The following is an 18,961-nucleotide window of genomic DNA, read 5'->3' on the forward strand; positions in this document are numbered from 1 at the left end:
CACGCCAGATCGGCTCAGCCCTGACCGGGTGCCGCTGCGGGCAAGCCGCCATGGATCACCGTCAGCTCGCGCTGCGGGATCGGGATGCTGATGCCGGCCGCGTCGAAATGCTCCTTGATCGCACGCAGCAGATCGGTTTGCGCGCCCCACGTGTCGGCGGTGCGTGTCCACGCGCGTATCACCAGATTGACCGAGCTGTCGCCGAGTCCGGACGTCCATACGCCCGGTGCCGGATTCTGCAGGATGCGCGCATCGGCCTCGAACAGTTGCCTGATCCCGGCCATCGCGGCGCCGATGTCGTCCTTGTAGCCGATGCCCATCGTGAGCTCGAATCGACGCGTGCCACGGCGGTTGTGATTGGTGATGGCGTCACTGCCGATCTTGCCGTTCGGCACGATGGCCTCGCGGCCGTCCGGCATCACCAGCAGGGTATGCATCAGGTTGAGGCTCTCCACCGTGCCCTCGACGCCGCCGGCGGTGACATAGTCGCCGACCCGGAATGGCCGGAACACCGCCAGCAGCACGCCCCAGGCCAGATTGCTGAGCGAACCCTGCAGGGCGAGCCCGATCGCCAGTCCGGCGGTGCCGAGCGCGGCTACCAGCGGTGCCGAGGGCACGCCCAGCACACCCAGCGCAGTGACCACGAGCAAGGCGATCAGCAGGCCATAGATCAGGTTGCGCAGGAAGCCGCTGAGCGTGGAATCGAAGCTGGCGCGACCCAGCGCGCCATGCACGAAGTTGGCAAGCCGACGCGCGGCCCACAGGCCGACCAGCAGCACCAGCAATGCGGCGACCAGATGCAGCCCGATCTGCACAGCCTGGTCGGTGTAGGCGGAAACGTCGTGAGTCGTCGCAGTGGCTGCCGCGGGCTTGACGGACAGTTCGAGCATGGTTTCGCCTCGTGGAAAATCGGAGGCCAGCCTAGCAGGACGGATACGAAAACCTTGCCATCGCCATCGATGCCGCACGTACGACGTGATCGCCGTTGAAACTCAGCGGCCGGCGACCTTGTCCGTGGCCAGCCCGGCCTTGTCATCGTGCTCGCTCTCGCGGCTCAGCAGCTGCAGACGCGAACCATCGCCGAGCCGGAACTGGAACTGCTGCTGCAGCCGCTCCAGTTCGGTCAGCTTTGGACATAGCGCCTGCGCGCGCTCGCCGAGCCGGTCCGCCCGCGCATCGACTTCGCGGTCGATGGTCTTGTCCAGCGAATCGGCGCGCGCCTCCAGTGCTGCCACCTTGGCCTCGTCGCCACTGAGCGCGGCCTTCACCGCGTTGGCGGTGACCGTGCCGGCCATTTCGGACACAGCGCTCTGCACGCCATCCTCGATCACCCCGGTCACGTCGTGCTGTTTCCACACGCCGCTACCGATGCCCTGATCGACCTGCCTCAGTGCCGCTGCATGCTTGCGGTTGAGCCGATCGAGCAGTTGCTCGCGCTCTTCGCCGTTCTCGGCGAAGGTGGTGGCCACCGTGGTCATGGCGGAAAAGCCGATGTCCAGCCCCTCGCGCACGATCCCGGCCACTTCCGGCAGCAATGCACGCACCTGGTTCTCGTACTGACGCAGACGATCGGCATCGGCGCCGGACAGGGCGAGCTGCCTGCCGTCCACGCGCAGGTGGCCGTTGTGCATGAAGACGCTGGCCGGCTGGTCGCCCTCGTGATCGAACGCAATGCCATCGGCGTTCACCCGTACGTCGTAACGGGTGGTGAAGCCGCACTGGTCGTTGTCGAAGTGCAGGCCGCGGGCCTGCGCTTGCACAGCAAAGGCCATGCCGACGGCCAGCGTGAGCAGCGAAAGTGTCTTGCGCATGAGCGTATCCCCGTGGCGACGGCCGCTACCCGATGCTCGGCCTACGCTGTCACGATGCGCCCGACGCCAGCGCCACGGCATGGGCCAGCCGTCATGCCCTGCCATCAGTCACGGGGCCACCGATCAGAGCCGATGATCCTCGATGTCACTGACCCGGCCGTCGACCAGGGTCACCACGGTGACATGGTCGCCGCGACGGTAACGCCATTGTTCACCGCCTTGATCGTTGCTCACTACGCGCACGCCGCCGCGACGCCCCTTAGGACTGTGCGAACCGTGCTTGTGCGATTTTGACGACGGCTTGCCCAGCAATTTGGTGACCCGCTCACGGCTGTCGCCCGCGGTGAGCACCTGATTGCCGACGCGCAAAGTGCTGGTCGCCTGCACGGCGGCGCTGAACGCGAACAAGATAACGATGAAACGAATACGCATGACCTGCTCCTTGTCAGATGAAAACCGGAAATCCTTTCCGCTGCGTCGGCGTCGACTCAGCCGTGATGCTCCTCGATGTGATCCTCGATCGCCGCAACCTTGCCGGCGATGATCGTCACCACCACGACATGGCCCTTGTCGCGCCTGAATTGCCAGCGCTCGCCCAGATACGCACCAAATTTGTTCTGCACCGGCTCCTTGTAGGCGGGCGTGCCGAGCAGGTCGATCGCGTGCACCGCGGTATCACCCACCGACAGCACCTGCTGGCCGATGCGCAAGGTGTTGCCGGCGAAGGCATTCAGGCTGAGGCTAAGCAATGCCAGAACAAGCAGACGGCGCATGTCGTTCTCCTGGTGGTGTCAGAAACCGGCACCCGGCTGGGCCAGATAGATCATTTCCTGCGACGTGCTGGTTCGACCGAGCACAGCATTGCGATGCGGGAAGCGACCGAAGCGTGCAATGACATCGCGATGACGTCGAGCATAGTCCAGAAATTCCTCGAACTGCTCGTGCTGTTCCGGCGGTACTTCCGCGCATAGCGCCTCGAACATGGCCACGGAACGATGCTGCAACGCGTTGTCTTCGGCGTGCTCCAGCGGCAGGTAAGCGAACACGCGCTGCAGCGCGGGCAATTGCCGGTCGTCCGCACGGGCAATGCCTGACAATGCGACGCGTTGCGCCTTAACATCCTGTGCCCATGCACGCGAATCGCCCCGATGGAGATTGCGCGGGAACTGATCCAGCACAATCAGCAAGGCCAGCCAGCCGGATGGCGTGCCCGTCCAGTTGTTCAGCATTCCCGCAGCAGCGGCTTGCGCGGTCTCGCCGAAGCGTTCGCGGATCTGCGCATCGAAGTCGGCATTGTCGGCAAACCAGTAGGCGACATGTGCCGGCGCAAACCAGAAATCCAGAATGTCCTGCGCAGCTGCGGTCATCAACACACCTCAGTTATGCGCGATACCGGTCAGGCTGTGCATGTCGAGGTGGATCCCGCGCAGACGCGGCAATTGCCGTTGCAAGGTCAGCGCCGAGGCCGGCGGTGCGGCGGCAATCGCCTGCTCGAACGCATGCAACAAGGCGCTTTCGTGATGGGCCAGTGCACGGATCCAGACGCTGTCGCGACGCGCGCCGGCGTGTGCCAGCCAGCCCGCCAGATGACGACGGGCAGCACCGCGCAAGCTGCCATGCTTGCTCGGCGTGCCGCCACCGGCCCGCCACTGCGCCTGCAGGTCGGCGATCAGCAGATCCAGCGTCTGAGCGTTTTCGCTCAGCACCACGCGCAAACCCGGCTCGCAGGCCGCGGCGGCATGCCGATAGAGCCGGCGCAAGTCGATGCTGCGCCGGATCAGTGCATTGCAGGTGGAGGATGGAACGTGGAGCGGCATGGGCCGCCTCCTGCCAGATCGGCGAATGGAACCTGGGTCATCGTCACCCCCGTCCACTTAGCGGAACATAAACCCGCCTGGCTTCGACGACAGGCAGTCAGCTGGCGGTGGGGATCACGATGCAGCCGGCCACGTTCACTGACCCACCTGCACCAGGTTCAGCGGCTTGCCGTCGCTGCCGCGCACACCTTGCTGCAGCTCGGCCAGACGCTGGATCGACGGGCACAACGCCTGGACCTGCGGACGCAGTGCCTGCATGCGCTGCTGCAGCCTGGGTTGCAGTTCGGTGGCGAGGTCAGCGGCACGGTCGCGCAGGCTGGCCGCGGCCTGCAAATCGCCGCCCAGGGCAGCATTGATCGCCTGCTGGCCTAGGTCGGCCGCCAGCAGCGGCAGCAGATCGGCGGCAATCTGGTTCATGTACTGGTTGGCGGCGTCGCCCTGCCAGTCGTGGCTGCTGCGGCTGGCCGCAATGCGCCGCTTCAGTTCGCTGGCGTGCTCACCCAGTCGACGGTCGAACTCGGTGCGGCTGCCGGAATCCAGACCCATGCCGTCGGCTTCGACGCGCATTGCCTGCGCCGCCATGTCCACTCCGTTCTGCGCCACCGAACGCACTCGCGGCGCCAGCGCGCGCAGTTCGCGTTCGAACAGCGCCAGCCGGTCCTGATCTTCCGCATTCAGACGCGCCGCCGCGCCATCGGTACGCAACGCACCCTGTTGCAGTTCGACATGAAACGGCGCCGGCGCCGCCCGATCGAACAGCACGCTGTCGGTTTTCAGGGTGACGTCATAGCTGCTGCTGGCATGGCAGGTCGCTGCCAGATCCTGCGCATGCAGTGCAGGGCCGACAAACGATAAGGTGAGCAAAACCAGCAGTCGCTGCAGGCGCATGGCGGTTCCTTTGAGAATGGTCGCCCAGCGATAGCCGACTGCGCCGCAACCGCGGCTGAACTGCTTCGCTCAGCGGCGACGCGAGCGAAACTGCGCTCGCACTGCCGGCCGTCCCAATTGCCAGGCCAGCCACAACAGCAGTGGCATCGCGAGGGCCTTCAACGCCAGCGCGACCTGCCAGGTGCGTTGCGCGCGCGCGATCATCCACAACGCGACCTCGCCGAGCTGGGGTTGTGCCATCGCATGCTGCCGGGCGATGGAGAAATCACCCCACTGTCGCAACATGAGCGCGCCGGTAAGCAGCACCCACAGCGCGAGCACCACGGCAAGCACCTGCATGGCGGGCCGGGCCCAGGCCTGTCGCAGGATGCAGCCGCCGCATACCACGATGACCAGCAACGCGGCTGTCAGATAAGCGTATTCGCCGTGCTGCAGATACTGCACCGAGCCCATTGCGGCAAACAGCAGCAGGATCCACAAGCCGATCGCCCATGCCGAAAAACGCCGTGTCGACGGCGTGCCGGCACGGACTACCCATGGCATCAGGGCGCCGCCTTCAACGCGGCCAGATCACTCATTACCTGGGCCGAGTTCTTCTCCGGGTCGACATCCACATAGACCTTGGCGATCTTGCCCTGCGGGTCGATCAGAAAGGTGGTGCGCCTGGCGTAGTGCATGCCCTTGTGCTCGGTGAGTACGCCGTAGCTGGTGGCCACCGTGCGGTCGGCGTCGGCCAGCAGCGGGAATGGCACGTGATATTTCGCGGCGAATTCAGCGTGCGACTTCACGTCGTCGAGGCTCACGCCCACTACTTCAGCACCGGCCTTGCGCAGCTTGGCGATGTCATCGCGGAACGTGCAGACCTCGGTGGTGCAGCCGGGCGTGAAATCCTTCGGGTAGAAATACATCACCAGCCACTGGCCATGAAAATCGGCCGGGGTGCGCCAGTGACCGTTCTGGTCCTGCAGGCGGAACGCCGGGGCAGCTTCTCCCACCTGCGGGCTGGCAGCAAACACCGGGGCAACCAGCGCGCACAACAGGGTCAACATGAGCAAACAGAAAAGACGGCGCATGACGAGATCTCCAACCGGGAAAAGGCGACTACCACATCCCAGTTTACGCCCGCACACGCCGTGAAGGGCTGGTGCCGAAAGACTTCAGCAGGGCCATGACGATTTACACATCACAGTTTTTGATGGGTGGGGGCGCTCGCCAGCGACCGGGACTTCCCACGCTGAGTGGCAGAACCCCATCCTACCCAAGCCCGGACGGACATAATTCCGCTGATTTGCGCCATGGCATTGCGCGCGCCATGCAGCAGACGGCGTCCGGCTGACGCCGGCTGTCTCGAAAGACCTTCGGCGACACGTCATCCCGGCTGTTGCCTGGATGACGTGTTTACAGGATGGGGCGATGACTGCCGCAGCCGTACAGAGCGGACGTCATTTGCCGACGCGGGCATGCTCAGCTGCGGAAGAACGCCAGCATGTCCCGATTGATGACATCGGCATTGACGGTCAGCATGCCATGCGGATAGCCCTTGTAGATCTTGAGCGTGGCATGCTTCAGCAGCTTGGCCGAAAGCGGCGCCGAGTCGGCGATCGGCACGATCTGGTCGTCGTCGCCGTGCATCACCAGCGTCGGCACGTCGATGGCCTTGAGATCGTCCGTGAAGTCGGTCTCCGAGAACGCCTTGATGCCGTCGTAATGCGCGTTGGCGGCGCCCATCATGCCCTGGCGCCACCAGTTGTCGACGACACTCGGCACGGCCTTGGCATCGGGTCGGTTGAAGCCGTAGAACGGCCCCGACGACAGGTCGCGATAAAATTTGGCGCGGTTGGCAGCCAGTGCGTCGCGCAGGCCGTCGAACACCTCGATCGGCAGCCCGCCGGGATTGCCCGGCGTTTTCACCATTAACGGCGGTACCGCGCTCATCAGCACCAACTTGGCGACACGGCCCACCCCGTGACGTGCGACATAACGCGTCGCTTCGCCGCCGCCGGTGGAGTGGCCAACGTGGATGGCGTCGCGCAGATCCAGATGCGCGGCCAACGCCGCGACATCGGCGGCATAGTGGTCCATGTCGTGGCCGCCGCTGACCTGAGAAGACCGGCCATGACCACGGCGATCGTGAGCGATGACGCGGTATCCATGATGGAGGAAGAACAGCATCTGCGCGTCCCAGTCGTCGCCGGAAAGCGGCCAGCCGTGGTGGAACACGATGGGCTGACCCGAGCCCCAGTCCTTGTAGAAGATTTCGGTGCCGTCTTTCGTGATGATCGAATTCATGTCTTGGTTTCTCTGCTTGGGGGAGGAAGGGAAGCGCCCGGCAGCTGCCCGAGCGGGCAGCGACAGTGGCAAGGCAACTGCGACCGCGGTGGTCAGGCCCATGGCGAGGAGCTGTCGGCGGCGTGGATCGGTTGGAGCTACATCGCTTGAGTGTCGCATCGTCATGCTCGTCTCCATTGGATACAGTGAAGGACGCGTTATCCATCCGTCATCGTCGCTATCGCGTCGGTGGCTGCGGGCTGCGTCTGGCTGAACACCAACGGCGCGAGGCAGCCTCACGCATGGGCTTTCACGCGCTCCGGGACCGGCCTTGGCCGCTCGAGGCCAAGGCGTGTGTATAGCCATAGGAAGATGAAGAACCCGAAGTACCCCGTCACCATCGAGCGGCCGAAGACGTTCTCCAAGGTCGTGACGTCCGCACCGGGAAACCAGGCTGGAATCACTTCCGCCGTGACGCCGGCACCCACCAGTCCCAGGCCGAGGAACGAGCAGACCAGGACGCCCAGCGCAACGCGGAAGCCGACACCGCGATAGCGCACCGAGCGGACCTCGCCCCGGTCGATCCACGGCAGCAGGGCCAGCAGCAGGATCGCGCCGAACATGGCCAGCACGCCCCAGATCGTGGTGCCCAGGAAGGACGGGAACGTGCGCAAGATGGCGTAGAACGGCGTGAAGTACCACACCGGCTTGATATGCAAAGGCGTGACGAGGTTGTTCGCCGGGATGAAGTTGTCGTGCTCCAGGAACCAGCCGCCAAAAGTCGGCGCGAAGAACACGATGAACGCCGCAACCGTCAGGAAGAACGCCGCAGCGAAGATATCGTGGACGGTGTAATACGGGTGAAACGGGATGCCGTCGGCGGGCTTCAGCGCGTCCCAGCGGTTGCCCTTGGGACCCTTCTTGATCTCCACGCCGTCCGGGTTGTTCGAGCCCACCTCGTGCAACGCGAGGATGTGCAGCACAACCAGCAGCAACAGCGCCAGCGGCATCGCGATCACGTGCAACGCGAAGAAGCGGTTCAGCGTGGCGTTGGCGGGAAGATAGTCACCCATGATCCATTCCACCAGGGCATGGCCAATCACCGGAATCGTGCCGAACAGCGAGATGATCACCTTGGCGCCCCAGAATGACATCTGGCCCCGTGGCAGCACGTAGCCCATGAAGGCCTCGGCCATCAGCACCACGAAAATCAACACGCCGAGGATCCACACCAGCTCGCGCGGACGCTTGAACGAGCCATACATGATGCCGCGGAACATGTGCAGGAACACCGTTACGAAAAACAGCGACGCGCCGGTCGAATGCATGTAGCGGATCAGCCAGCCCCATTCCACGTCGCGCATGATGTATTCGACCGAATCGAACGCGCCCGCCGCGGTCGGGCTGTAGTTCATGGCGAGGAAGATGCCGGTGACGATCTGGTTGGCCAGCACCAGCAGGTTGCACGTGCCGAAGTAATACCAGAGGTTGAAGTTCTTCGGCGCGTAGTACTCGGTCAGGTGCTTCCGCGCCATGCCGTTCAGCCCAGGCGCACGCTCGAGTATCCAGTTGTAAAAACGTGTGAGCATGGTTGCCTCGAATCACTCCGTGCAGGATGGCGGCGTAGACGCTTCAGCAGGCCAGTTGGAGGTCGGAAGGGCGGCGCGGCACGTCCGCTTCGCCAAATCCCTCCCACAGGTCCCACACACGGTCTTCGTCACCTTCGGCCAATTGATCACAAGGGGATTTTCCGCCGCAGGCACGACTGGGGGCGCATAGCCAGTGAGCGGCGCGTCTCTTGCTCCCGGCATCTTCGAGCAGAGCCCGGGCAAGCGATGGCCAGCGACTCTCGACCGCATCGAAGGCAGTCAATGCAAGCGCTTCGCGGCGGGCCGCGATGGTTGCGATTTCCCTGGCTATGTTGCCGAACTTGTTTTTTCGCATGACGAGCCACTTGGTGAATGGAAGCGGAGGCATGAGTCATCGGCGTGTGACATCCATGGCTCACGCCGTCACGGATGGGGCGCAGAAACGCAATGACTACCTCTGTGCGACCCAGCGTCACCCGCTGTTCTGCGGGAAAGATTTCCGGCTCACTGATCAGTTCGTTGGCGCTCCGTGATGGCGACCGGCGGACTCCTGGAGTTCGGTGGAATCGGCTTTTCCGGCGTGGAAAGCAGCGTAGGTCCCGATGCCCGGGCGCGGTAGATCGGCGCAGGTGCTCGCCGTGTTGTCTCGCGCGCACCAATCGGCGCCGGCCGTGTTGGCAGGCGCCGATTGCCATGCGGGGTGAGCACGGCGCCTTGCTGCCGCCACGCACTCGCCTGCCGAATCCCGGGGCTCGATACAGCCGTCATTGAGAATCGGGACGGAAAGCACGGTGTGCACCACCGGAACTCGAACCTGCCCGCCAGCCGGCTTTGTGCGTTCGGCATTGATGCATTTGAGGAAGCGCTGTCGTTCCCGTTCCGGATCTACCCGGCCGCGACAGAGCCTCCTAGCATCGGCAGCGCAAGCCGGGGATGTGGATACTCCGACGCGCCAGCCGGATCATGAATCACGAGGCAGACATGAACATCGTCGTCATCGGCGGAAGAGGCCTGGTAGGACGGAATGTCGTCGAGAGACTTCGTTCGCAAGGCTACCGGGTGTCGGCTGCGTCCCGGTCGACCGGCGTCGATCTGATCTCCGGACGTGGGTTGGCGGAAAGTCTGGTCGGGGCCGACGTCGTTGTCGATGTCAGCAATTCGCCGACCTTCGACGACATGGCCGCCTTCGAATTCTTCAAGACCGCCACCTTCAATCTCCTCGATGCCGAGAAGCACGCCGGCGTGAAGCATCACGTGTCGCTTTCGGTGGTCGGAACCGGCCGTCTCGAGGCAAGCCCCTACCTCCATGGAAAGGCGCTGCAGGAACGCCTGATCGCCTCGTCCGGCATCCCGTTCACCATCGTGCACGCGACGCAGTTCTACGAATTTCTTCTCGACATCATCACCTACGCCGTCGGTGGCCAGACCATCCATCTGTCGCCTGCCTATATCGAGCCCGTTGCTTCGGATGACGTTGCCGCGACGATCGCACGGGTTGCCGCCAAGGCACCTCTCAATGGCTCGATCGAGATTGCCGGCCCGGAGCGGGGACGAATGTCCGAGCTCATCCAGCGATTCGTCAGGGATATGGAAGCGCCGTACGAGGTGCGAACCGATGTTCGCGCGCCCTATTTTGGTGCCATGCTCGACGAGTTCGTACTGCTTCCGCGCAAAGACGCCGAGCGCGGCGAACTGGGGTTTCAGGCCTGGTTCGAACAGTCGGAATATGCGCGCGCCGACTGGTGACTCATCACCGCCGCTCATGCCACCGCCAGCTGTCGTGCATCCAGCCGTTACCTTCGCGTCAAAAGGCACCTGCTCGCTCATGGCGCACACAAACGAAGGGCGCCATGCGGCGCCCTTCGTTTGTGCTATTTCAGCGGGTATCAGCGTTTGCTGATGGTGAACTTGCCCACCGAGACACCCAGGTTGACGCCTTCGCCGGTACCGGCCAGTGCCAGCGAGGTGGTGCCCTTGGTCAGCACCTGCGCAGTGGAACTCTTGACCACGCCAGCCTCGGCGCCGGCCTGGGCGTAACTGCCGTACACGTCATCGATGCTGTGCACGTTGCTGATCTCGCCCTTGCCGTGGTCGATGTGGTACTTGCCGGCGGTGAGGCCACCGCCCACCACCACGATCTTCACGTTCGAACGCTGGCCGTTGTCACAGGTAATCGTGCCATTGCCTTCGGCGTGCTTGTAGATGAGCGACCAGCCGGACAGGTTGAACGCGAGATCACATTTCACGCTGGCTTCGGCAGCCTGGGCGTTGCCTGTCGGCAAAGCGGTCATCGCACCTGCGCAGGCCAGCACCAGGGCAGCCATTCCAAAAGTACGCTTGATCATCAGTCATCTCCTTGGGTTAGTGCGGATCGGATTCGGGCGGATCTAATTCATTAGCCGCCGCAAGGTCGGGCTGCCCCTCGAAAGGTCGGCAGACCGCTGCGTGGTGGTCGAATCGTGTGCATGCCAGCGTGATAGCCGCGTGCAGGAACGTGACTACCTGTTCAGGCTGCGGCCTTGATGGTTCGGTAACAAACTGCCGCGCAGACTGCAATCGCACGCGCGCCGCTCACCTCGCAATGAAACCGGGGTTGTGACATCGCTGGCACCGTGCATAGACTCGACCCGGCCTGGAGCCGATCGCCACAAGGGAGAACCATGGTCAAGTATTCACTGGTGGGTTACGACGGCTCCGATGCCTCGCGCCGCGCGTTCCAGTTCGCCATCGAGCTGGCCCGCTGCGCGCATGGCCGGGTGCGCGTGGTGTCGGTGCTGCAGGTCACCGAGGGTGGCGCCGATGCCTGCGCGCTGATGATGGCCGACTCCGGCACCCGGCGCGCGCAGGAACTGCTGGAGGAACTCCAGGCGATGGTGCCGGACGCCGCCAGTCTGGTAGATGTGGAACTGATCCATGGCAGCCCCGGCGATGTCCTGCTCAGTCAGATCGAACAGCACGGCATTGACCACATCGTGATCGGCCACACCGAGCGCGGCGCCCTGGCGCGCTGGCTGCTCGGCTCGGTATCCGGCAACGTGCTGGCACGCGCCCACGTACCGGTGACGGTGGTGCGCTGAGACAGCGGTGGCGACGGGTGTTGCTGAACGGCAAGTCGGGTCGCGTTAATCCAGTACGGTGGGCAGGCCGTATGCTGCGTCATCCCTTTGTCATGTGAGGACGGGCCACGTCGACCCCGCCGCCATGCCGAGCTGACACACAGGAAATCCGCTTGAGTTATTCCTCCGCCCTGCCCTGGACCCTGGAAAGTCTCAATCTCGACTGCATCGAGGTCGCCCGCGTGCGCCACGACGAGGATCTGTTCTTTCTGCTGTGCAGTTCGTCGTTCGTCGAGAGCGGCTCGGACCTGTACACGCAGAACCTGATCAACCATTTCGCCGGCGATCAGGAATTACAAACCTGGCTCAGCCAGCATTGGGAACACGAGGAACTGCAACACGGCCGCGCGCTGGCTGCCTATGTGAAAAAGGTCTGGCCCGAGTTCGACTGGGACAAGGGCTTTCAGGCGTTCTGGCACGAGTACGGCGCCGTGTGCACGGCCGAGCAGCTCGAACCCGTCCGCGGCCTGGAGCTGGCTGCGCGCTGCGTGGTGGAAACCGGCACCGCCAGCCTTTACCGCGCGCTCAATGAAATCACCGACGAGCCCGTGCTGAAGCAACTGACCAGCCACATCAAGAGCGACGAAGTGCGCCACTACAAGCACTTCTACCAGCACTACCGGCTGTATCGGGAACGCGAGGGCTTCGGCCGCTACAAGGTGTTTCGCGCGATCCTGCGCCGGGTCAACGAGATCAAGAGCGAGGACAGCGACATCGCGCTGCGCCACGTGTTCAACCAGTGCTATCCGCAGCACCTGGGCAACGAAGCCGAGTTCCGCCGTATCAGCGATCGGGCACAGGGCCTGTTGCGCCGGCATATCCCGGCCGCGATGACGGTGAAGATGCTGCTCAAGCCACTGGACTTGCCGGCACGGCTGCAGAGCGCGCTGGAAAGACCGCTGGCGCGGATCACCGAGAAGCTGTTCCTGCACTGAGCGCATCCGCGGCTATGCCGCGAATGCTTTTGATCATTGTGCTGCCGCGGGCTTGTCCGCGCTGCGCGGCTCGCTCCTGATCTGCCGCTGCCGCAGCTGGGCTGCCTTGAGGCTTTTCACGTCGACCGGGCGGATCTGCGAGATCGTGCAGGGAAAATTGTTCCGGCCGGTGAGCACCTTGTCGAACCCCACCATGACCTGGTTGAGGTTGGAGGTGAGGCCAATGGTGTTGACGAATGAAATCTCCGGGCAGCCGCCGCCGAGATCCAGCAGCCAGGCTTCATTGCCCCGGGTATAGATCACCACCTGGCGGTCGCTCAATGGCTCCCACGAATACAGGGTGAAGAAACGGAAGTTGCGCACCGGTGCGCCGGCCGCCGCCGCATACGCCGCCTGACGTTCGCTGGTGCGCTGTGCATACGGCGCGCTGGCGCAGGCGCAGAGCAGGGCCAGCAGCGTCGTGGCGAGCAGGATACGGATCGTTGACATGGCATCAAATTCCATCGACGGGATATATCAGAACGCTCGAATGGTCCGGGCGGTATACCCGAGCTATTTCTTTTTCGGCTTGCCGACGCTGACCCATTTGGCCGGGTCGAAACCACCAACTTCGTAGACCAGGGTCTGCTTTTTCTCGCCATCGGCCAGGGTCACGTCCATGGTGATCTTCTTCGCCTTCTGCAGCATCGTGAGGAACGCCTTGTCATCGCGGATCATCAGCGCCGGCTCGCCAGTGGATGGTGCGAACGCCATGATGCGAACCGATTTGCCGTCGACCGTGCTGGCGATGACGCAGTTGCCGCGGCACACAAAGCCGGGCTTGCTGCCATACAGGAACACGCTCTGGCCCCAGCTGTTGTGCCGGCGCAAGACCAGCTGCACCCGATCATTGCCGGACGGCTGGCTGCTCTGGATGGTGGCGGTGGACTGCGTGCCACCGGCCATCGGCGACAGCTGGTACAGCCACAGGCTGGCCAAACGATACTTCTCGCTCGCTTCGGCATAACGCTGCTCGATCCCGGGAAGGGTTTTCTGCACTTCCTTCGCGGCATCGCTGTCGGGGAATCGCGTGACGATGTCCTTGCCCATCGATACCGCCATCTCGTCGTTATGGATGCGCAGCAATTGACGGTAGGTGTCGAGGTTGCGTGCCGCATCGGCGTTGCGACGTTGCGCCTGCTGCTGCGCCGCGTCCGGCGCGGGCGCCCCGCCCTGCGGCGAGCAGGCGGCGAGCATCAGGGCAGCGCCCAGCAGGGCGACGGCGGATGGAAGGCGAACAGACGGGTTCATCATGGGCGGCGCATCGCTCGGGGAACAGGTAGCTAGCTTGAGACGATCCGCCGTTGCCGCGCAACCGGCATGGTCAATCCTGCTGGCCGAAACGCTCGCGCAGCGCGGCCCGGTAGCGCCGGCTGCAGGGGATCTTTGCGCCGTCATGCATCTGCAGGCGGGCATCGCCGGTCTCCAGCGGCTCGATCTCGGCGAGGTAGTCGAGGTTGATGAAATGGCTGCGATGCACGCGCACGAAGCGCGCCGGGTCCAGCCGCCCCTCGATCCCGGCCATGGTGGCGCGCAACGGATAGTCGCGACCGCGCACATGCAGGTTCACGTAATTGCCCGAGGCCTGCAGCCACTCGATCTCGCTGGCATTGATCAGGAACTCCCGACCCAGCTTGCGCACCAGGAAGCGCTCTGGCCGATCCACGGGCTCGACCGGCGGACCTTCCTCCGGCGCGACCAGCAACCTTGCCTCGCCCTGCCAGCGCATCAGCCACAAGCGCGACAGGCAGGTCAGTGCAATGATGATGAAATAGGTGCGGATGTCCTTGAGATACTCGTAGCCGAAATTGGGCCACCATGCGCCGAAGCGGTAATGCCCGCCGGTCAGGTCATAAGCCAGCTTGCGCAACCCGACCATGCCGCCGACATGCAGCAGGCTGAATGGCACGGTGGCCAGCAAGTGCCATGGCAGGCTGCGGCGCCAGGTGTCGAAGCGGAACGGCCAGCGCCGCTCGACCGCCAGCACCGCCGGGATCAGGGCGAGGATCAGGATCGCACTGCTCCACTCCCATACCCACGGCTCCCAGGCCGCCGTCCGGGCATGGTCGATCTGCGCGACCAGGCTGTTGAACACGGTATTGAAAATGGTCAGCAGGACCCAGAAGGCGACTTCGGCCGGGTGTCGCCAGCGCTGGAAGTCGCGATATTCGAAATCCGTCGGTTCGGTCATGCCGGTCATTCTACGTGGCGGCCGGAACCCCCACACGCTTCGTCCCGCGGGGCCACCGCTCGTCCCCGTTCAACTACGAACCATCACTGGCGGATCGACAACCGATGCCAGCGGGGCATCATGGGTGGGCCGCCGCGGCCTGTCGGGGTGACGCCTCACGAGCCGATCTGGAGCAGCCGGATGAAAAGACGCGAATTGTTGAGAGCCATGGCTACGCTGCCGCTGTTGCCGCTGCTGATGCGCAACGGCGCGGCTTCGGCCCGGGACGCCGCCAACGTCATGATGGCGAAATTCCATTCGCGGGTACGGCCAGGCGCCCCCGGCTGGCCGCTGGCAGCGCAGTGGGAACAGCTCAAGCGCGACGTCGGCGGCCGGCTGCTGAAGCTCGAATCCCCCTTCGCACATTGCGCCACGTCGCCCTCCGACAGCGCTTGCGCCGAGGCGCTGAAACATCTCGACAACCCTTTCGCACTGGGCGACAACCCCGCGCTGACCCAGACCAGCGGCTGGGCCGATGCGTGGACGTCGCAGCCCAGCGCCTACGCGGTAGCGGCGGAGAACACCACCGACGTGGTGGCTGCGGTGAACTTCGCGCGACAGCACCATCTGCGGCTGGTGGTGAAGGGCGGCGGCCACAGTTATCAGGGCACTTCGGACGCGCCGGATTCACTATTGATATGGCCGCGGCACATGAACAAGGTGACCTTGCACGATGATTTTGTCGCACAGGGTTGCGTCGAGGCACCGCAGCACGCGGTGACGATCGAAGCCGGCGCGATGTGGAGCGATGCCTACGACGCGGTCACCACCCGGGGCGGCCGCTACGTGCAGGGCGGCGGCTGCACCACGGTGGGCGTCGCCGGCCTGGTGCAGAGCGGTGGCTTCGGCAGTTTCTCGAAGCACTGGGGCACGGCGGCAGCCAACCTGCTGCAGGCGGAAATCGTCACCGCCGACGGCAAGGTGCGCATCGCCAACGCCAGCACCCATCCCGACCTGTTCTGGGGCATCAAGGGCGGCGGTGGCGGCAGTCTGGGCGTGATCACCCGCCTCACCCTGCGCACGTTCGAGTTGCCGACCATGTTCGGCGGGGTGTCCGGCGCCATCAAGGCGTCGTCCGACGGCGCATTTCGCGCGCTGATCGCCAAGGCGATGGAGTTCTATCGCAGCGCGTTGTTCAACCCGCACTGGGGTGAACAGATGTCGTTCCGCAGCAACAACACGTTGAACCTGTCGATGGTGTTCCAGGGTCTGACCCAGCCGCAGGCCGAACAGGTGTGGGCACCGTTCCTCGACTGGGTCCGCGCCGACAGCGCCTACCGGTTCGCCAAGCCGGTGCAAGTGCTGGCCCTGCCGGCCCGGCATCTCTGGGACGCGGAATTTTTCCGCGCCCATGCGCCGCAGCTCGTGGTGGCGGACGACCGGACCGGCGCGCCGACCCACCATGTCCTCTGGGCCGGCGACCAGGATCAGGTTGGCTGGTTCATCCACAGCTATCAGTCGGCATGGCTGCCGGCAGCCTTGCTGCAGCCGGGGCAGCAGTCACGCCTGGTGGATGCCCTGTTCGCCGCGTCGCGGCAGTGGGGTTTTGCGCTGCACTTCAACAAGGGACTGGCGGGCGGTTCCGCCGATGCGATCGAGCGCGCCCGCGACACCGCGACCCACCCGCAGGTGCTGGACGCGTTTGCGCTGGCCATCTGCGCCAGCAGCGGCGACCCCGCCTTCCCCGGCATGCCGAACGCCCGCCCCGAACTGGCCAGGGCGCGCCGCGAGGCGGCGGCCATCGACAAGGCGATGGATACGCTGCGCGCCGTGGCGCCCGGTGCTGGTTCGTACCTCTCGGAAAGCGACTACTTCCTGCACGACTGGCAGCAGGGGTTCTGGGGGCCCCACTACCCGAAGCTCGCGGCGGTAAAGCACAAGTACGATCCGGACGGCCTGTTTTTTGTCCATCACGGCGTGGGCAGCGAAGCATGGAGCGCCGACGGCTTCACTCGCCTCGCATGAATTGACAGACTTCTGGCGCATCGAGTCAGCGCGCAACTGGCCGGCTAGACTATCGGTTTTCCAGCTGCGCCGATTCATGTCCGCACGCGCCGATTCCCTGCTCCGCCACCCGGCCTTCGTCGCGTTCTGGTTCGCCCGGATCGCGTCGGGCTTCGGCTTCCAGATGCTGTCGGTGGCAGTCGGCTGGCAAATCTACGCTATCACCGGCCGCGCGTTCGACCTGGGCCTGATCGGCCTGGTGCAGTTCGTGCCATCGGTGCTGCTGGCATTGCCGGCCGGGCATGTCGCCGACCAGTTCGAGCGCCGCCGCATCGTGCTGCTCGGGCAGATCGTGGAATGGATTGCGATCGCCGTGCTGGCCGGCCTGAGTCTGGCGCATGGCATCCACGAGGTCGGCATCCTGCTGTTGGTGTTCGTGATCGGCATTGCCAAGGCGTTCGAGTTTCCGGCACTGCAGTCGATGCTGCCGGCGCTGGTGCCGGCGGAGGTCCTGCCGCGCGCGATGGCCGTGAACGCGTCGGCTGGCCAGGCGGCGATGATCATGGGTCCGGCGCTGGGCGGCTTCCTGTACGTCGCCGGGCCGGGTGTGGTGTATACGGTGTGCGGCGCGCTGTATGTGGTCTCGGTGATCCTGATGGGTCGGCTGCGCTACGAGCAGGCACCGCCGAGGCGCGAGCCGGCCACGCTGAAGACGCTGTTCGCCGGCGTGCATTTCATCCGCGCGCGCAAGGACGTACTCGGCGTGATCTCGCTGGATCTGTTTGCCGTATTGCTGGGCGGTGCCACCGCGCTGCTGCCGATCTTCGCGAAAGACATCCTGCACACCGGCCCGTGGGGACTGGGTCTGCTGCGGGCGGCACCGGCGGTGGGTGCGCTGCTGATGTCGGTATGGCTGGCGCGGCACAACCTGCAGCGCCGGGTCGGCGCGATCATGTTCGCGTCGGTAGCCGGCTTCGGCGTGGCCACCCTGATATTTGCGTTGTCGACCACGCTGTGGCTGTCGCTGCTCGCGCTGTTTGCGCTGGGCGCGTTCGACATGGTCAGCATGGTGATCCGCGGCGCCCTGGTGCAGCTGGATACGCCGGACGACATGCGCGGCCGGGTCAGTGCGGTGAACGCGATTTTCATCAATACCTCCAACCAGCTGGGCGAGTTCGAGTCGGGCATGCTCGCCGCCTGGATGGGCGCGGTGAACGCCACGGTGCTGGGCGGCGTCGGCACCTTGCTGGTGGTCGGGCTGTGGCTGGCGATGTTTCCGACCCTGCGCCGGCGCCAGCGGCTGCACGTCGAGGCCGCCGCATCGGACGGGCCGGTTGCGGATATTCTGTAGCACTGTGGGCGCACGCCAATCGGATGACCCGTCCACCCGGAGCCGCACCATGATCGTCACGTCGCCGAACGAATTCCTGCAGGCCTATGCCGCGCTGGCACCGTTGCCGCACGCCGCGGCCACCGCGCGGGCGGCGTACCTGATCGCGCCGGCGGATTTCATGCTGGCGGCGGAATCAGCGCGCGACAACCGCTACATGGACATGAGCCTCACGGTCGATCCGCTCAAGGCACTGGCCCAGCACAGCGCGCTGGCACAGGCACTGCGCGCGGATTGTCCGGTGATCACGTTCCCCGGCGACCCCGCCACGCCCGACGCGGTTTTCCCGAACAACGTATTCGCCACCGCACCCGGTCGGCTCATCGTGGGCCGCATGCGTCACTCCGTGCGTCAGCGCGAGGCCGCGCGCACCGACATCCGCGAGTTCTTCGGCGATGTGTTGGGTTACGACGAGATCGACCTGTCCGGCTGCAACGACCTGGTCGCCGAGCTGACCGGTTCGCTGATCATCGACCGCGCGCGCGGGGTCGGCTACTGCGGCCTCAGCGAACGCTGCGACATGGCCGGCGCGCAGGCGATGTACAAGGCGTTCGAACTGCGCCTGATGTTCTGCTTCGAGCTGGCCGAATCCGAATACCACACCAACGTGGTGCTGACCCTGCTGGCCAGCCGCGCCGCGATCATCGCCGCCGACGGTTTTCGCGATCCGGCCGTGCCGCAGGCGATCGCCCAGGCATGCGGCAACCGCGCGATCTGGCTGACCCCGACCCAGAAACAGGCGTTTGCCGGCAATGCAATCACCCTGTCCGACGAGCGCGTATGGATGAGCGCGCGCGCTGCCGCTTCACTGACTGACGACCAGGTCGAGGCGCTGGGCGGCTTCGGTTTTGCGGTCGGCGCGGTGGACCTGAGCGAGATCGAAAAAGCCGGTGGCAGCCTGCGCTGCTGTGTGGGCGAGATCTACTGAACGCGT

22 protein-coding genes are annotated in these 18,961 nt (G+C 64.8%); 6 read left to right on the forward strand and 16 right to left on the reverse strand.

Going from position 1 to position 18,961, the window contains the following annotated elements; translation table 11 throughout:
- Positions 1 to 14: 14 nt before the first annotated feature.
- From EAH75_RS11750 to EAH75_RS11805, 12 genes are all read right to left on the reverse strand, one after another.
- Complete coding sequence (locus tag EAH75_RS11750; protein WP_140649108.1) at positions 15 to 890, reverse strand: mechanosensitive ion channel family protein; 876 nt, start codon at positions 888 to 890, stop codon at positions 15 to 17.
- 102 nt (positions 891 to 992) lie between these two features.
- Positions 993 to 1,811 carry a DUF2884 family protein gene (locus EAH75_RS11755; protein WP_161596300.1) on the reverse strand — a complete coding sequence of 273 codons (819 nt, stop codon included), beginning with the start codon at positions 1,809 to 1,811 and terminating at the stop codon, positions 993 to 995.
- 123 nt (positions 1,812 to 1,934) lie between these two features.
- On the reverse strand, positions 1,935 to 2,243 hold the full coding sequence (locus tag EAH75_RS11760; protein ID WP_140649103.1) for a DUF2845 domain-containing protein: 309 nt from the start codon (positions 2,241 to 2,243) through the stop codon (positions 1,935 to 1,937).
- Positions 2,244 to 2,299: 56 nt separating this feature from the next.
- The gene (locus tag EAH75_RS11765) at positions 2,300 to 2,584 is read right to left on the reverse strand and encodes a DUF2845 domain-containing protein (protein WP_140649101.1); all 285 of its coding nucleotides are present in this window, start codon (positions 2,582 to 2,584) and stop codon (positions 2,300 to 2,302) included.
- Between the two features lie 18 nt (positions 2,585 to 2,602).
- Positions 2,603 to 3,178, reverse strand: a complete 576-nt coding sequence (locus EAH75_RS11770) for a DUF924 family protein (protein ID WP_140649099.1) — start codon at positions 3,176 to 3,178, stop codon at positions 2,603 to 2,605.
- 9 nt (positions 3,179 to 3,187) lie between these two features.
- Complete coding sequence (locus tag EAH75_RS11775) at positions 3,188 to 3,628, reverse strand: DUF2383 domain-containing protein (RefSeq protein ID WP_140649096.1); 441 nt, start codon at positions 3,626 to 3,628, stop codon at positions 3,188 to 3,190.
- 135 nt (positions 3,629 to 3,763) lie between these two features.
- Positions 3,764 to 4,516, reverse strand: a complete 753-nt coding sequence (locus tag EAH75_RS11780; RefSeq protein ID WP_140649093.1) for a DUF2884 family protein — start codon at positions 4,514 to 4,516, stop codon at positions 3,764 to 3,766.
- Positions 4,517 to 4,585: 69 nt separating this feature from the next.
- Positions 4,586 to 5,059 (reverse strand): hypothetical protein, encoded by a 474-nt coding sequence (locus EAH75_RS11785; protein WP_140649091.1) that lies wholly within the window; start codon positions 5,057 to 5,059, stop codon positions 4,586 to 4,588.
- Positions 5,059 to 5,589, reverse strand: a complete 531-nt coding sequence (locus EAH75_RS11790) for a peroxiredoxin (RefSeq protein ID WP_140649088.1) — start codon at positions 5,587 to 5,589, stop codon at positions 5,059 to 5,061. The genes EAH75_RS11785 and EAH75_RS11790 overlap by 1 nt, the downstream gene beginning before the upstream one ends.
- Positions 5,590 to 5,980: 391 nt before the next feature.
- Positions 5,981 to 6,805, reverse strand: coding sequence for an alpha/beta fold hydrolase (locus EAH75_RS11795; protein WP_205043163.1), 825 nt, complete (start codon positions 6,803 to 6,805; stop codon positions 5,981 to 5,983).
- Between the two features lie 275 nt (positions 6,806 to 7,080).
- Entirely contained in the window at positions 7,081 to 8,373 is a 1,293-nt protein-coding gene (locus EAH75_RS11800; RefSeq protein ID WP_140805544.1) for a cytochrome b, read from the reverse strand.
- Positions 8,374 to 8,416: 43 nt separating this feature from the next.
- A complete protein-coding gene (locus tag EAH75_RS11805; protein WP_140805546.1) occupies positions 8,417 to 8,728 on the reverse strand; it encodes an antitoxin Xre/MbcA/ParS toxin-binding domain-containing protein in 312 nt (103 codons plus the stop codon).
- Between the two features lie 626 nt (positions 8,729 to 9,354).
- On the opposite strand from EAH75_RS11805, the gene EAH75_RS11810 reads away from it, so the two are divergent.
- A complete protein-coding gene (locus EAH75_RS11810) occupies positions 9,355 to 10,119 on the forward strand; it encodes an SDR family oxidoreductase (protein ID WP_140649080.1) in 765 nt (254 codons plus the stop codon).
- A gap of 140 nt (positions 10,120 to 10,259) precedes the next feature.
- Here the strand turns inward: EAH75_RS11810 and EAH75_RS11815 are convergent, their stop codons facing one another.
- Complete coding sequence (locus EAH75_RS11815; protein ID WP_140649078.1) at positions 10,260 to 10,718, reverse strand: hypothetical protein; 459 nt, start codon at positions 10,716 to 10,718, stop codon at positions 10,260 to 10,262.
- A gap of 315 nt (positions 10,719 to 11,033) precedes the next feature.
- On the opposite strand from EAH75_RS11815, the gene EAH75_RS11820 reads away from it, so the two are divergent.
- Both EAH75_RS11820 and EAH75_RS11825 read left to right on the forward strand, forming a co-directional pair.
- Positions 11,034 to 11,450 (forward strand): universal stress protein, encoded by a 417-nt coding sequence (locus EAH75_RS11820; protein ID WP_140649076.1) that lies wholly within the window; start codon positions 11,034 to 11,036, stop codon positions 11,448 to 11,450.
- Positions 11,451 to 11,602: 152 nt separating this feature from the next.
- Positions 11,603 to 12,424, forward strand: coding sequence for a ferritin-like domain-containing protein (locus EAH75_RS11825; RefSeq protein ID WP_140649074.1), 822 nt, complete (start codon positions 11,603 to 11,605; stop codon positions 12,422 to 12,424).
- A 33-nt stretch (positions 12,425 to 12,457) separates the two neighbouring features.
- Here EAH75_RS11825 and EAH75_RS11830 read toward each other — a convergent pair whose 3' ends face one another.
- The 3 genes from EAH75_RS11830 to EAH75_RS11840 form a co-directional block, all read right to left on the reverse strand.
- Entirely contained in the window at positions 12,458 to 12,913 is a 456-nt protein-coding gene (locus tag EAH75_RS11830) for a DUF6491 family protein (protein ID WP_140649072.1), read from the reverse strand.
- A 63-nt stretch (positions 12,914 to 12,976) separates the two neighbouring features.
- Complete coding sequence (locus tag EAH75_RS11835; RefSeq protein ID WP_428993509.1) at positions 12,977 to 13,717, reverse strand: hypothetical protein; 741 nt, start codon at positions 13,715 to 13,717, stop codon at positions 12,977 to 12,979.
- 70 nt (positions 13,718 to 13,787) lie between these two features.
- A complete protein-coding gene (locus tag EAH75_RS11840) occupies positions 13,788 to 14,654 on the reverse strand; it encodes a LytTR family DNA-binding domain-containing protein (RefSeq protein WP_140805548.1) in 867 nt (288 codons plus the stop codon).
- A gap of 180 nt (positions 14,655 to 14,834) precedes the next feature.
- Between EAH75_RS11840 and EAH75_RS11845 the strand changes: the two genes are divergently transcribed.
- The 3 genes from EAH75_RS11845 to EAH75_RS11855 all read left to right on the forward strand — a co-directional run bounded on the left by EAH75_RS11845 (position 14,835) and on the right by EAH75_RS11855 (position 18,955).
- Positions 14,835 to 16,658, forward strand: coding sequence for an FAD-dependent oxidoreductase (locus EAH75_RS11845; protein WP_140805550.1), 1,824 nt, complete (start codon positions 14,835 to 14,837; stop codon positions 16,656 to 16,658).
- 76 nt (positions 16,659 to 16,734) lie between these two features.
- Entirely contained in the window at positions 16,735 to 17,988 is a 1,254-nt protein-coding gene (locus tag EAH75_RS11850) for an MFS transporter (RefSeq protein ID WP_193557769.1), read from the forward strand.
- Between the two features lie 49 nt (positions 17,989 to 18,037).
- Positions 18,038 to 18,955 (forward strand): arginine deiminase-related protein, encoded by a 918-nt coding sequence (locus EAH75_RS11855; protein WP_140649066.1) that lies wholly within the window; start codon positions 18,038 to 18,040, stop codon positions 18,953 to 18,955.
- Positions 18,956 to 18,961 lie beyond the last annotated feature (6 nt).

The sequence above is a fragment of the Rhodanobacter glycinis genome, from assembly GCF_006438785.1.
Classification (GTDB): Bacteria; Pseudomonadota; Gammaproteobacteria; order Xanthomonadales; family Rhodanobacteraceae; genus Rhodanobacter; species Rhodanobacter glycinis_A.

What these genes read in the sequence shown, in the direction of transcription:
- EAH75_RS11750 (WP_140649108.1), bottom strand. Translation starts at nt 890, where the DNA reads ATGCTCGAACTGTCCGTCAAGCCCGCGGCAGCCACTGCGACGACTCAC.
- EAH75_RS11755 (WP_161596300.1), bottom strand. Translation starts at nt 1,811, where the DNA reads ATGCGCAAGACACTTTCGCTGCTCACGCTGGCCGTCGGCATGGCCTTT.
- EAH75_RS11760 (WP_140649103.1), bottom strand. Translation starts at nt 2,243, where the DNA reads ATGCGTATTCGTTTCATCGTTATCTTGTTCGCGTTCAGCGCCGCCGTG.
- EAH75_RS11765 (WP_140649101.1), bottom strand. Translation starts at nt 2,584, where the DNA reads ATGCGCCGTCTGCTTGTTCTGGCATTGCTTAGCCTCAGCCTGAATGCC.
- EAH75_RS11770 (WP_140649099.1), bottom strand. Translation starts at nt 3,178, where the DNA reads ATGACCGCAGCTGCGCAGGACATTCTGGATTTCTGGTTTGCGCCGGCA.
- EAH75_RS11775 (WP_140649096.1), bottom strand. Translation starts at nt 3,628, where the DNA reads ATGCCGCTCCACGTTCCATCCTCCACCTGCAATGCACTGATCCGGCGC.
- EAH75_RS11780 (WP_140649093.1), bottom strand. Translation starts at nt 4,516, where the DNA reads ATGCGCCTGCAGCGACTGCTGGTTTTGCTCACCTTATCGTTTGTCGGC.
- EAH75_RS11785 (WP_140649091.1), bottom strand. Translation starts at nt 5,059, where the DNA reads ATGCCATGGGTAGTCCGTGCCGGCACGCCGTCGACACGGCGTTTTTCG.
- EAH75_RS11790 (WP_140649088.1), bottom strand. Translation starts at nt 5,589, where the DNA reads ATGCGCCGTCTTTTCTGTTTGCTCATGTTGACCCTGTTGTGCGCGCTG.
- EAH75_RS11795 (WP_205043163.1), bottom strand. Translation starts at nt 6,805, where the DNA reads ATGAATTCGATCATCACGAAAGACGGCACCGAAATCTTCTACAAGGAC.
- EAH75_RS11800 (WP_140805544.1), bottom strand. Translation starts at nt 8,373, where the DNA reads ATGCTCACACGTTTTTACAACTGGATACTCGAGCGTGCGCCTGGGCTG.
- EAH75_RS11805 (WP_140805546.1), bottom strand. Translation starts at nt 8,728, where the DNA reads ATGCGAAAAAACAAGTTCGGCAACATAGCCAGGGAAATCGCAACCATC.
- EAH75_RS11810 (WP_140649080.1), top strand. Translation starts at nt 9,355, where the DNA reads ATGAACATCGTCGTCATCGGCGGAAGAGGCCTGGTAGGACGGAATGTC.
- EAH75_RS11815 (WP_140649078.1), bottom strand. Translation starts at nt 10,718, where the DNA reads ATGATCAAGCGTACTTTTGGAATGGCTGCCCTGGTGCTGGCCTGCGCA.
- EAH75_RS11820 (WP_140649076.1), top strand. Translation starts at nt 11,034, where the DNA reads ATGGTCAAGTATTCACTGGTGGGTTACGACGGCTCCGATGCCTCGCGC.
- EAH75_RS11830 (WP_140649072.1), bottom strand. Translation starts at nt 12,913, where the DNA reads ATGTCAACGATCCGTATCCTGCTCGCCACGACGCTGCTGGCCCTGCTC.
- EAH75_RS11835 (WP_428993509.1), bottom strand. Translation starts at nt 13,717, where the DNA reads ATGATGAACCCGTCTGTTCGCCTTCCATCCGCCGTCGCCCTGCTGGGC.
- EAH75_RS11840 (WP_140805548.1), bottom strand. Translation starts at nt 14,654, where the DNA reads ATGACCGAACCGACGGATTTCGAATATCGCGACTTCCAGCGCTGGCGA.
- EAH75_RS11845 (WP_140805550.1), top strand. Translation starts at nt 14,835, where the DNA reads ATGAAAAGACGCGAATTGTTGAGAGCCATGGCTACGCTGCCGCTGTTG.
- EAH75_RS11850 (WP_193557769.1), top strand. Translation starts at nt 16,735, where the DNA reads ATGTCCGCACGCGCCGATTCCCTGCTCCGCCACCCGGCCTTCGTCGCG.
- EAH75_RS11855 (WP_140649066.1), top strand. Translation starts at nt 18,038, where the DNA reads ATGATCGTCACGTCGCCGAACGAATTCCTGCAGGCCTATGCCGCGCTG.